The following is an 11,610-nucleotide window of genomic DNA, read 5'->3' as shown; positions in this document are numbered from 1 at the left end:
GGCGGAGGCGGCGGAGGCGGAGGCGGCGGCGGGGCCGCATCCGGCTGCAGGTCGTAGCGCAGGCCGAACATCACGTCGTGGCTCTGGAAGTCTTCCAGGGCAACGTCGGTGGTTCCGCCAAACGTGTTGACCTCGATGTCGTCGGACCAGAGGTAACGGTAGTAGACTTCACCGATCAGACGCTCGGAAAGCGCCCAGCCGATACCGGCCATGCCCTGCAGGGCCATGGAGGAATCCGCGTCATCGATATTTTCGAAGTCGGGGGACACGCCGCGAACATTGTTCAGCATGATGCCCGCGCCGCCGCCGATGAACGGCTGGAAGCGGCCCGCTTCGTTGAAGTCGTAGAAGACGTTCGCCATCACCGGATAGGAGTGAATGTTGCTATCCGTGTTCGGCAGGTTGCCGACGGCGCCGGTGTCGTTCCACTGGTGCTCAAGAGACAGTTCGACACGCCAGCCGGAATCCGGAAGAGCGTAACCGAGCGCCAGAAGCGGGGCGACGTGGCCCTGGCTCTGGATCTCCAGATCTCTACCGTTTTCGTCGGTGTAGTCGATGTCTCCGGTCGTGCCGAAGCCAACTGCGGCACGGCCGTACCATTCGTCGCCCGCCAGAGCGGCGCCCGGAAGGACGATCGCCGTGAGAGCAACGGCTGAAAGAAGCCGAGATTTCATATTTAATTCCCCTCCGTCATGCGGATCGGATGACCCGCTGCGGCTGCCATAAACGCGGCGTGCACCAAAAGGTTCCCATAAAAGGCACACAAATAATGCGCCGCACGCGGATCATGCGCTCAATGCAATAATCCGCGTATATCGTTCCTTTTGGAGGCGGCAATGTCAAAGGAAATTCAGGCGCTGTGTCCAAATTTCATCAGCGTGTTGCGGATTTAACAGCCTTTAGCTCGATCGGCTCGTAATTTTCATCATGCTTGGCCAACACGCGTTCCGCGCGCAGTTTGCGCGCCGACTCAATCCGGCCATCGGCGATCACGCCCTGCCCCTCACGGAACAGGTCCGGAAGCGCGCCGGAATAGATCACGTCCACGGTCGCATCGCCGTCCGTCACCCGGAATGTGACATCGGCCCCGTCGCCATAGCGCACGCTGCCTTCCTCCACGAACCCGCCCAGCCGCACGCGTTCCCCGGCCTGCCCCTCGGCAGCCAGATCGCTGGGCGTCATGAAATAGGAGATGTTCTCCTGGAGCGAGGACAGGGCCAGCGCGGCCGCGCCGCCCACCAGTATGGCGGCGACGGCGAGCGTGATCAGGCGTCGGTTTCTGTGCGGCGGCGTCATGGTGCGTACAGTAATCTCGCTAAGGCGCGGTTTTCTCTGCTATAGCGCGCGGATCGTTTCCTCGCCATGCGTCGCGGGCGCCGCAAGAGCAGTTCCTTGATCGCCTTCCCTGCCTTCACATTGTCCTTTGAGGATCTCTGCGCCCGCCGCGGCGGGCGCCGCGTGGTGGAAGGCGCCGCCGCGTCCCTGATCAATGGGCGGCGACTGGACCTGAAAGGCCCCAACGGCTCCGGGAAAACCAGCCTGTTGCGAATCTTCGCCGGCCTGATCCGCCCCGAGGACGGCCGCCTCTCCCTTGAAATTGACGGCCGCGCCGTTTCCCCGCGCGAGCCCGGCCATGTCGCCTGGGTCGCCGACCGCGACGCCCTGCGCCCGGAGCTCACGGTGGCGGAGACCTTGCGCTTCTGGGCCGCCTTCCCCGCCATGACCGGCGGAGACTCCGCCCTCACCGCGCTGGGCCTCGAACCCTATGCCGATACGCCGGTCCGGCTCCTGTCGCGCGGCTGGCGGAGGCGGACGGCGCTGGCCCGCGCCCTGATGTCGAACGCCCCGATCTGGCTGCTGGACGAACCGTTTGCGGGTCTGGATGAAGACGGCGCGGACCGCTTCGGCGCCGCGCTGGGCGAACATCTGGCGCGCGGCGGCGGCGCGGTCATCGCCCGTCACGCCGCCAATGCCGGCCCGCCCGCCGACCTGACGCTGATTCTGGAGCGTCCGGAATGAACGCCGCGCTGGCCATCTTCCTGCGGGAATTGCGCATCGGCGCGCGCCGTCCCGCCGTCTGGGCGTTCGGCCTCGCCTTCTTCCTGCTGTTCCTCATGCTCTCGGCGCTGGTGCTGGGGCCGGATCCGTCGCGACTGCGCGCCGCGGCCCCCGCCATTGTCTGGCTGGCGGCGGTCTTCTCCATTCTGCTCTCGGTCCAGACCCTGTTCTCCGAACCGATCGAGGATGGGGAACAGGACTGGCTGATGACCCAGCCCGTCTCCCTGTCGGCGATTATCGCCGCCCGCCTGATCGCGCGCTGGCTGCTGACCGCCGCGCCGCTGGCCATTCTCGCTCCGGCCGCCGCCATCGCATTCGCACATGATTCCGGCGGCCTGATTGCGCTTTCCCTGCTGCTGGGCAGCCCCGCCGCGCTGGGTTACGCCGCCGCCGGGGCCGCCGCGGGCGCCGGGGCGAAGGGCGCGGGCGGCATTCTCGGCCCGCTGATCGCCGGGCCGCTGATCGCGCCAGTCATCATATTCGGCGTAGGCATGGCCCAGTCCGGCGCTATTTTCGGCCCGGAAGCGCGGGCGCTGCTGGCCGCCAGCCTGTTCGCCGCGGCCATATGCCCCGCCGCCTGCGCCTTGGCGCTGCGCGCTCAGGCCGACTAGAGATAAAAGACGCCGATGTTCTCCTACTTCTCCAATCCCGCCCGGTTTGAACGCCTCGCCCGTCCCTTAGGCGCGGGGCTGGGCGCGGCTGCGGCGCTTTGCCTGACCGGGGCCGCCGTATGGGGCCTGTTCCTGACGCCGCCGGATTCGGAAATGGGTTACGGCTTCCGCCTGATCTACGTGCATGTCCCCGCCGCCTGGATGGCGATGTTCGTTTATGTCTTCATCGCCGGCGCGGCGCTGGCCGGTTTCGTCTGGCGGCATATTCTGGCCGACGTGGCGGCGCGGACCGCCGCGCCGCTGGGCGCGCTGTTCACCGCGCTGGCGCTGATTACGGGCGCGGTCTGGGGCAAGCCGATGTGGGGCGCGTGGTGGGTCTGGGACGCACGTCTGACCTCGGTCCTCATCCTGTTCTTCATGTATCTGGGTCTGATGGCGATCTGGAGCCTTGTGGAGCCGATGCAGCGCGCCGCCCGCATCGCCGGGGCCGTGGCGCTGCTGGGCGTGGTGAACATCCCGATCATCAAGTTCTCGGTCGACTGGTGGGCCGGCCTGCACCAGCCCGCGACCGTGATCCGCATGGACGGCCCGCGCATTGACCCCGCCATGTTGTGGCCGCTCCTCATCATGGCGCTGGGCTATACCTTCTTCTTCGGCTGGGCGCAGCTGACGCGGATGCGCGCCGCGCTGGCCCGCCGCCGCGCGGAGAATGCGGCCAAACAGTCCCGCCCCTCTCGCGCGCGGCTGGAAACTCGGGAAGGCGGCGCAGAATGAGCTTTCTGGATTTCGGACCGAACGGGGGTTTCGTCTGGGCCGGCTGGCTGATTTCCGCCGCCGGACTGATCGGCGTCGCAGTGCTTGTCCTGCTGGAAGCCCGCAACGCCAGAAAACTGGAAGAAACGCGCAAGACGAACGCGCGCGATTAACGCCGCACGGCCAGATCGCCCCATTCCAGCCTTGTTTTTGCCGAAACAGCTACGCAATTCCCTTGCATAATTAACCATGATATTCGCCTGTGAGGCGAAAACGGGGGCTGTGTTCAGCTTGAATTCAGCCGGGAATGGCAAGGATCGCGCCCGATGGAGACCGCTCCGCGGGGCAATCAGGCGCGCGCCAGCGCGTTAATCTTTAAAGCGAGGCAGAGACATCATGGCTGAACACCGCGAAGAGGCGGCCTATCCCGAAGATCACAGGCCCAGCGCCATGCGCGGATTCATCATCTCGCTGATCGTCGTGCTGACCGGCGCGGCGGCGATGGCCGCTTACTGGACCATGACCAGCCGCCCGCTTCCCGAACAGCTGCAGGGCGACCTCGCCTCGGCCGACGCCATGGCCGCCTATGGCGTGATCGCGCTGATCCTGCTGGGCGCGCTGGTCTTCGTGTTCCTGGTCGGGCGGGCGCTCAGCCGGGCTTTCAGCCCCGATTATAGCAGCCCGTACCGGATCTATCTCCTGTTCACGCTCGTGGCGGCCATGATCTCCGGCTACACCACGACCTATGGCGTGACCATCGAATTTCTCGATCCCGCTCAAGGGTTTATCCGCTATCGCCTGTTCCCGGTCGTGGTCTTCCTCTACGCCTTCCTGTTCGTCTATCTGACCTGGACCTGGACGTTCGATCTCGTCATCCGTCAGGACCATGAAGAAGGCGGCGCAAGGCGCAATCGCTTCGCCGCGGCCTTCCTGATCCCGCTTCTGGCCGCCGTCCCCATCTTCGCCGTTTCCACCACCACCAGCGCGCTGGGCCTGGCCGGGCCGCGCATTCTGGAGCGTTCGGTGCTGGGCTGGATGGACGATTACACGCGCTCCACGCGCAGTCTCGAAGGCTATATTCAGGACGCCGACTCCGTCGCGCTCAGCCTGGAGTCGCTCTCCACCCGTATGGAAACCCTCGCCGGACAGGAAGCCGCCACGGGCGCGATTTCCGGCTATGCCGGGGCGGGCTCGGTGGTGAACCAGCTCAATAACGCCTCCGGCGACCTGCAACAGACCGCCGGCCTTGTGATGCGCGAACAACAGGCGCGTCTGGAAACGGTCGACGTTCTGGCCGACCGTCTCGACGGCGCCCGCGGCCGGGTTCTGGAGGGCGATTTCTTCCAGAACAGCGCCGGCGAGGCCCTGCCCGTCCGCGACTGGCAGGACCGCGTGCGCGGGCTGGAGCGGGAGCTTGGCGGCGCCTGGGAAAGCGCCTCTTCGCGCTCCCATATCCGCGCCGCGTCAGGCCAGCTGGACCTCCTCGACGGCATCATTTTCGGCGGCGCGATGAGCGCGTCTTCCACCGTCGCGGACGCCCAGCGCGACGCGCGCGGCCAGATCTCGTCCTATCTCGGCAATGCCCGCGGCACCGTGAAGAACGAGATGAACCGCGCCCTTGCCGACACTCCGCCGGAGCCGCCGGAATTCACCTACACCTCGCCGCTTCTGGTGCTGTTCAATAGCTGGGAACAGGCGATCCTGCCCTGGGTCATCGCCATCGCGGTCGATTTCGGCCCGTGGGTGTGGATCATGCTGGCCCTGATCGCCGGCTTCGACGAACGCTCCCGCAGCCGCGCCCGCTACGCTCACGCCCCGGCCAAGCGCCAGGGCTCTCCCTACCGCTCGGACCGCGACGACGGCCCGGAGGGCGATGAGGAGACGAGAAAGCTCCGCAAGGACGAGCCCCTCCTCGCCCCCGGCGCCAAGCGCAACGGCAACGGCTCAGGGTTGACGCGGCACTAGGACCGGCAGGCCCCGTCCATCCAAGCAATCCACGCCTTGATCAGGTCCGCGCCTTCCTCGTGAATGAGGCTCCGGCCCAGCTCCGGCATCATGATGTCAGGGGCGTCGGAGCGCATGCGGAACAGCAGGATGGACTCATCCGGCGCGCCCGGCGTCACGCCATAAGTGTGCCCGCCGGACCCGCGGCCCGCCGCGATGGGCGGCTTGCAGACGCCCAGATGCGCGCCCTCTTCCGCCTCCACATTCAGATGCAGACCTGACGTATCGGCCGGTCCGGCCGGGTTGTGGCAATGGGCGCAGTTCACGTCCAGATAAGCCCGCGCCCGGGCCGTGACGGGGGCGGATTCGTCGTCCCAGACCGGGAGGGCCGGTGCGGTTTCAGCCGCCGGCGCGCCGATCAAGTAGCCGGCTTCCACCAGTTTCGCGATCTGGTTCTGCGCGCCTTCGGCGTAGGCGTAGGTCTTGTTCAGATTGCGCGGCTTGGGGCCAATGGGCCGAATTTCGCGGGTCGTGTTGTTGGTCGCGTGACAGCCTTTGCACTGGTTGGCATCAGGCACGATATAGGCAAAATCGCGCGGCTGATCGCCGTCTTCCAGCGTCAGGCGCTTCACCGCGCCGCCCCTTTGCAGGGTCGCCTCGCTCTGTTCGGCGTTCCAGACATAAGGAAGCGCCCGCCAACCGTCCTCGTCCCGGATCAGAAGCCGGGTCTCAATGAGACGAACCTGGTCCAGTTTCAGCCCGTTTCCAGCCCGTTCCGAAGCCGTTTCGGGGGCTTTTGCGACCCTGCCCGGGGCGGTTCCGCGCGGATAATAGAAGGTCTTGGTGATCACCGTGCCCACGGGGAAGTCCAGAACATCGCCTTCCCGGTATTGCGCGGACGCGCCCTCGGGCATCCAGACCGTGCGTAATTTGTGCGCGTAATCGGTGAAAAGCGGCGTGTTCAGGTCGTAAGGCGTGACGCCATCGCCCAGTTCCAGCGCGCCATTGGCGACCGTCACCAGTCCCCAATCGCTCAAGTTTACCGGGTTGTCGTCATGCAATGTGACCGTTTGCGGCGGGTTTTCGCCGCCACAGGCGGCCAGAACCAGCGCGCAAACGCCCGCCGATAGCGCCCGGATCAAGGCGGCGGGGCGGCCAGCGAGACCGCCGGCAGGGGTTCAATCGGGCAATCCGTACCGCCATCGACGATGCGCGGATCGGAAAAATCGTTCGGGGCGTCCAGATTCATCACCTCGGCGTCGCCATTATCGACACAGAGCACCGGATCAGCGCCGCCCTCGCGGGCATAACCGTCCCACAACACGTCCGGCAGGCGGCCAGTCGGCCCGAATTTCAGGACGCGCAGCGCCTGAAGATCCATATTGTCCGGCGATCCGCCGCCCCCGGCGAAGTCGTTTCCATGCACATGGATACGCTCCGGGTAGGGATCGAACGCGTCGGCGGTGTCGAATTGCTCGGTATAGCCGCTGGTATAATAGGAGGAGACGATCACGTTCGCCGTCTTATTGTTGGAAATCTCGTTATTGAAGATCTCCACGGCGTCGTTGGAATTGATAATCACGCCCGTCCCGGCCGGAACGCTGGCCACCGCCGTGCCTTCCGCGCCGAAATTGCGGGTATTGTTCTCGAAAATGCGGTTCTCATAAACCCGCGTCGTGTGCCCGGGCTGGGGCAGGTGCGGCATGTTGAAAACCAGGATTCCGCCCGTGTTTTCGGTCGCCACATTGCCGTAAACGTCCGCGCCGATGGTGTTTTCGATCTCAATCCCGGCGACATTGTACTCGGCGCGGTTGTTCCGGACGATCACATTGCGCGACTGGCCGACATAAATGCCGGCGTCGGATGCGGCGATGGCGACGCTATCCTCGATCAGCACGTTCTCGATCTGCACCGGATAGATGCCATAGGCGCCGTTTTCGGTGTCCGGCCCGTTCGTCCATTCCGTGCGCAGGCCGCGAATGACGACATTCTTGCCCTCATTCACCTTCAACGCGTCTCCGATCGTGTCCTCGATGGCGAGGTCTTCAATCGTGAAATCGCTGGCCGTGACCAGCAAACCTTCCGCCCCGGCGATCTGATCGGCGAAGCTGAGGATGGTTTCGTCCATCCCCTGCCCCCGGATCGTCACCCCGTCCGTGGTCAGGCTGAGCGAGCGGTCGAAGGAGAATTTGCCCGCCGGGATCTCGATCACGTCGCCGGGCTGCGCGTCCAGCAGCGCGGTGCGCAACGTATCCTGGTAGGAAGCGTCCGCTTCCTGCGCCGGTTCGGCGGACTGATCGCCGCCGTCGCCGCAGGCGGAAAGGCCCAGAGCGCCGGCCAGACCGGCAAGAATCATCGTCTTTTTCATCATTTATTCCGCCGCCGCCCCGGCGCCCGCCACCGCATTCACATAGGCGCTGCGGGCGTCGAAATCCTTGGCTTTCGCCTCGTCGTCTTTCTGGAGTTCTTCGGGGTCCAGATCCTGGAAATGCAGCACGCCCATATCCTCATAGGCGTTGCGCACAGGCGCGCCCCACAGGCCGATATCCTTGACGATCGGCACAATGCGCTGGAACAGGAGCTGGCGGTAAAGCTGAACGATTTCAGACTTTTCCGTCCATTCCTTGCACTCCTTCTGGTTCAGATCGAGCGCCTCGTACATTTCCGAGGCGTCGGTCATCCGGTCGCGCATCAGATAGCAGGCCTCGACCAGAAATTCCTCGCGTTCGGCGCGCTCGGCGTCGCTCAGCTCCGGATAATAATCGCGCAGCGTCAGGCGGCCGAAGGCGACGTGGCGCGCCTCGTCCTCCATCACGAAGGCGTTCACCTGCCGCGCCAGCGGGTTCTGGGCGATGTCGCGAATCGTGCCGAAAGCGGCCAGCGCCAGCCCCTCGATCACCACCTGCATGGCCAGATAGGTCATGTCCCAGCGGGAATCGCGCAGCGCCTGATCCACCAGCTCCTGCAGCGGCCCGGTCATCGGATAGGCGACGCCGAACTTCTCCAGCAGCTTCTTGTAGGCCTCCACGTGCCGCGCCTCGTCCATCACCTGGGTGGAGGCGTAGAACTTGGAATCGAGGTCCGGCACCTGCTGCACGATCTTGGAGGCGCAGAGCAGCGCGGCCTGCTCGCCCTGCAGGAACTGGGAGATGTTCCAGGCCTGCATGTGCCGGCGCACCTCGATGCGCTCCTTCTCGTCCATCTTCTCCCAGATGGGTGAGCCGTAAAGGCCGTTGGCCTCGTCCGGCATCTGCATCGGGTTCTCGAAATCGATGTCCTGCGACCAGTCGATGCGCTCGACCGCGTCCCACTGCATGTCCTTGCCCTTCTGGTAGAGGTGCATGAGCGACATGCGCCCCTCGTCGAATTCCCAGTCGAACACGGCGTCGAATTCCTGGGGCACGGTCCAGGCCGGGTCGATGTCCGGCATCGGATACAAATCACGCAGGGACATTGGTTTCTCCTCCCATGGGTGGGGCTTGCGCGTCGTTGCGCGCATCCTCGTCCCGCGGAGCCTTTATGCCGCCCTTGCGGGCGAGGCTCTCTTTCCAGCGGGCCTTGATCGTTTCGGACGTGTCCCGGCTGCCGTCCGGCGACCAGCCGGGCGGGCGGAACGCATATCCGAAAGCGTGACCGACGGAGCGGGCGGACGCGACGTCCTTCCCGATCCCGTACCATTCATGGAAGGCGACCTTCAGCGGATTGAAGGTGCCGAGATTTCTGACAATGCCGTAGCGGCAAGGCTCGTCGTCGCGCTCCGGCTCGAACGTGCCGAACATGCGGTCCCAGACAATGAAGACGCCGGCATAGTTGGAATCCAGGTAGCGCGGATTGGTGGCGTGATGGACCCGGTGATGGGAGGGGGTGTTCATCACCGCCTCGAACCAGGGCGGGAAACGCTTCACCGCCTCTGTATGAATCCAGAACTGATAGATCAGGTTCAGCCCGCTGACGAAGGCGATAATCGCCGGGTGAAAGCCCAGCAGGGCCAGCGGCGTGCCGAATATGATGAAGGAAAAGGTCAGCTGCCCGGTCCAGGTCTGCCGCAGGGCGGTGCTGAGATTATAATGCTGGCTGGAATGATGGATGACGTGCGCCGCCCAGAACCAGCGAACCCGGTGCGAGGCGCGATGCCACCAGTAGTAAAGGAAATCGTCACCGATGAAGGCGATGGCGAACGCCCACCAGGCAAAACCGATGTCGAACAGGGCGAACTGGTAGACGAACATCGACCAGCCGAAAGCCAGGAAGCCGAACAGGACGCCGGAAATGGTGTTGCCCAGCCCCATCATCAGGCTGGTCAGCGTGTCGCGCGGCTCATAGCGGCCGCGGCCCGTGAAGCGGACAAACAGCATTTCCACGACGATCAACCCGACAAAGGCGGGTATCGCAAAAGTAACGGGATCCGGCAGTTCCGGCATCGTCCATCAGGCGCTAGCGCCCTGTCTCCCCAATACGGCGCGCCCATTCGCGCGCTTCTTCTTCGCTTTCCAGCATAAGCGAAACACGGCCCAAGGTGAAATCGGAAAGCCGCAGCGACAAATTGCCGCTGCCGTCAACGTCAACCATGCGAATATCGGCCGGAGCGAGCAGCCGCGTGACCACGTCCACGCCCCGCACGACAGCCAGTCCGACACGGTTGGACGCCTTGTCCGCGACCAGCGCGGCCAGACCGTCCGTAGAGACCACGCCCTCGCCCGCCTCGAACCCCGCGAGGTCGTTTTCCAGGCGCACGGCCGCGGCCTCGACCGAATCCATCAGGCCCGGCTTGAGGCCGGTGAGCCAGATATTGATGCCGAAGAGGGCGAGAATGGCGGCGAAGGACGCCGCGATGATCAGGAGCGTCGTCATGGAAACATGGTCCCTGGTCCGTAAACGCAGAAGGCGGAGGCGACACGCGCCCCCGCCCTCTTTCTTACGTCAACGGCGCGGACGCTATTTGCGCAGGCGCAGCGTCACGCCATACGTCGCCGGGTCGCCCGGATAGACGTTGTAGCTGGTGCCGAGGTAACCGACCGACGGGAAACCGCCTTTGGTGTATTCCTCGTCAAAGATGTTGCGGCCCCAGAGCTGGACCTGCCAGCCGCCATCCGCGCCGCCGAGGCCGACGCTGGCGTTGAACAGGGCGAAGTCGTCCTGATTGGCGAAGGGACGCGGATCCAGGCTGGTCGTGTGGGCGAATTCAGAGGTGTAGGTCACCTCGCCGCGCACGAAGCCTTCCATTGTGTTGCCGATCGGCTGGGTATAGGTGCCGGTCAGCGAGCCGACGAAGTCCGAATTGCCGCGGTCAACGCCCGTCAGGTCGTTGAACGACGCCGTTACGCCGCCTTCGTTCGTGCGCTCATTGCCCGGCAGGCAAAGCTCGAACATCGGGTCGGACGGATCGAAACTGTCCGGGCACGGCGCGAACTGATAATCGCCATATTCATTGTGGAACAGCCAGGTGAAGCCGCCCGTGAAGAACAGGCGGTCCGTCGGCGCCCACTGGCTCTCGAACTCAAGGCCCGCGACTTCGATGGAGCCGGCATTGTCCAGCGCGAAGCCGTTGCCCACGAAATTATTGGACTGGAAGTCTTCGATTTCCTGCGCGAACAGCGCCACCGCGTAGATGAAGCGGTTATTGCCCAGAGCGCCCTTGGCGCCGATTTCGGCGGACTGCGCCTGTTCGTCCTGGAACTCGAACACGCCGGTCTTGGCCGCGTCCACAGAGACGTTGAACCCGCCCGGCTTAAAGCCGGTGGCGTAGCTGGCGTAGACATTGAAGGTCGGCGTCACGTCATAGGACGCGATGACATTGTAGGAGAAGTTGGAGTCCGACCGGCTGTCCGGGAAGGCCGCGGCGTTGACCGGCGGCCAGTTCTGGAACGCGGTGAAGCCCAGCAGCTGGTTGATCGCCGGGTTGCGCGCCTGTTCGTCGGTCAGCGGCTGCGTCGGATCGAACGGCAGCCCCGCGCCGGCCAGCAGCGCCGGAATCAGATAGGCGCAGGCGTCGCCGCCGATGATCGGGAACAGCGTCGGGTCGCAGGTGGTCGGCGACACAAGGCGCAAATCCTGGCCAACATCAACAAAACTGAACGCCGAAATCGGGTCCGGATTGTTGATGTTGGTTTCCATGTCCTTGTCTTCTTCGGCGTAACGCGCGCCCACCGTCATGGTCAGCTTGTCGGTGAGGTTGAAGTCCAGCTTGCCGAAGATGGAGACCGCTTCAGTGTCGTAATTATACGCTTCGCTGATCCGGCCATGC

The 11,610-nt window shown here is 64.7% G+C and carries 13 protein-coding genes; 5 read left to right on the top strand and 8 right to left on the bottom strand.

What is annotated here, in order from left to right; translation table 11 throughout:
* A partial coding sequence (locus H2040_RS13645; protein ID WP_287158113.1) for an outer membrane protein occupies window positions 1–674 on the bottom strand: 674 nt, incomplete at its 3' end.
* Window positions 675–873: 199 nt separating this feature from the next.
* Entirely contained in the window at window positions 874–1,296 is a 423-nt protein-coding gene (gene ccmE / locus H2040_RS13640) for a cytochrome c maturation protein CcmE (RefSeq protein WP_287158111.1), read from the bottom strand.
* 96 nt (window positions 1,297–1,392) lie between these two features.
* Between ccmE and ccmA the strand changes: the two genes are divergently transcribed.
* The 5 genes from ccmA (at window position 1,393) to H2040_RS13615 (ending at window position 5,387) form a co-directional block, all read left to right on the top strand.
* Window positions 1,393–2,019 carry a heme ABC exporter ATP-binding protein CcmA gene (gene ccmA, locus H2040_RS13635; RefSeq protein ID WP_287158109.1) on the top strand — a complete coding sequence of 209 codons (627 nt, stop codon included), beginning with the start codon at window positions 1,393–1,395 and terminating at the stop codon, window positions 2,017–2,019.
* Window positions 2,016–2,669, top strand: a complete 654-nt coding sequence (locus H2040_RS13630; protein WP_287158108.1) for a heme exporter protein CcmB — start codon at window positions 2,016–2,018, stop codon at window positions 2,667–2,669. Before ccmA ends, H2040_RS13630 begins: the two co-directional genes overlap by 4 nt.
* A gap of 15 nt (window positions 2,670–2,684) precedes the next feature.
* The gene (locus H2040_RS13625) at window positions 2,685–3,443 is read left to right on the top strand and encodes a heme ABC transporter permease (protein ID WP_287158106.1); all 759 of its coding nucleotides are present in this window, start codon (window positions 2,685–2,687) and stop codon (window positions 3,441–3,443) included.
* Window positions 3,440–3,595 carry a hypothetical protein gene (locus H2040_RS13620; protein WP_287158104.1) on the top strand — a complete coding sequence of 52 codons (156 nt, stop codon included), beginning with the start codon at window positions 3,440–3,442 and terminating at the stop codon, window positions 3,593–3,595. Before H2040_RS13625 ends, H2040_RS13620 begins: the two co-directional genes overlap by 4 nt.
* Before the next feature lie 223 nt (window positions 3,596–3,818).
* Window positions 3,819–5,387: a hypothetical protein gene (locus tag H2040_RS13615; RefSeq protein WP_287158102.1), complete on the top strand. Its 1,569-nt coding sequence runs from the start codon at window positions 3,819–3,821 to the stop codon at window positions 5,385–5,387.
* Here the strand turns inward: H2040_RS13615 and H2040_RS13610 are convergent.
* The 6 genes from H2040_RS13610 to H2040_RS13585 all read right to left on the bottom strand — a co-directional run.
* Window positions 5,384–6,508 (bottom strand): SO2930 family diheme c-type cytochrome, encoded by a 1,125-nt coding sequence (locus H2040_RS13610; RefSeq protein ID WP_287158100.1) that lies wholly within the window; start codon window positions 6,506–6,508, stop codon window positions 5,384–5,386. The genes H2040_RS13615 and H2040_RS13610 overlap by 4 nt on opposite strands.
* Complete coding sequence (locus tag H2040_RS13605; RefSeq protein ID WP_287158098.1) at window positions 6,505–7,734, bottom strand: parallel beta-helix domain-containing protein; 1,230 nt, start codon at window positions 7,732–7,734, stop codon at window positions 6,505–6,507. The genes H2040_RS13610 and H2040_RS13605 overlap by 4 nt, the downstream gene beginning before the upstream one ends.
* Window positions 7,735–7,737: 3 nt before the next feature.
* Window positions 7,738–8,820 (bottom strand): ferritin-like domain-containing protein, encoded by a 1,083-nt coding sequence (locus tag H2040_RS13600; protein WP_287158096.1) that lies wholly within the window; start codon window positions 8,818–8,820, stop codon window positions 7,738–7,740.
* Complete coding sequence (locus H2040_RS13595) at window positions 8,807–9,787, bottom strand: sterol desaturase family protein (protein WP_287158094.1); 981 nt, start codon at window positions 9,785–9,787, stop codon at window positions 8,807–8,809. The genes H2040_RS13600 and H2040_RS13595 overlap by 14 nt, the downstream gene beginning before the upstream one ends.
* A gap of 13 nt (window positions 9,788–9,800) precedes the next feature.
* Complete coding sequence (locus H2040_RS13590) at window positions 9,801–10,217, bottom strand: hypothetical protein (protein ID WP_287158093.1); 417 nt, start codon at window positions 10,215–10,217, stop codon at window positions 9,801–9,803.
* An 84-nt stretch (window positions 10,218–10,301) separates the two neighbouring features.
* On the bottom strand, window positions 10,302–11,610 hold a 1,309-nt coding region (locus H2040_RS13585; RefSeq protein ID WP_287158092.1), incomplete at its 5' end, for a TonB-dependent receptor domain-containing protein.

The sequence above is a fragment of the Euryhalocaulis sp. genome (assembly GCF_013911995.1).
In the GTDB taxonomy this organism is placed as follows: Bacteria; Pseudomonadota; Alphaproteobacteria; order Caulobacterales; family Maricaulaceae; genus Euryhalocaulis; species Euryhalocaulis caribicus.
The sequence above is the reverse complement of the archived record's forward strand: the minus strand, read 5'-3'. Positions and strand labels throughout refer to the sequence as shown.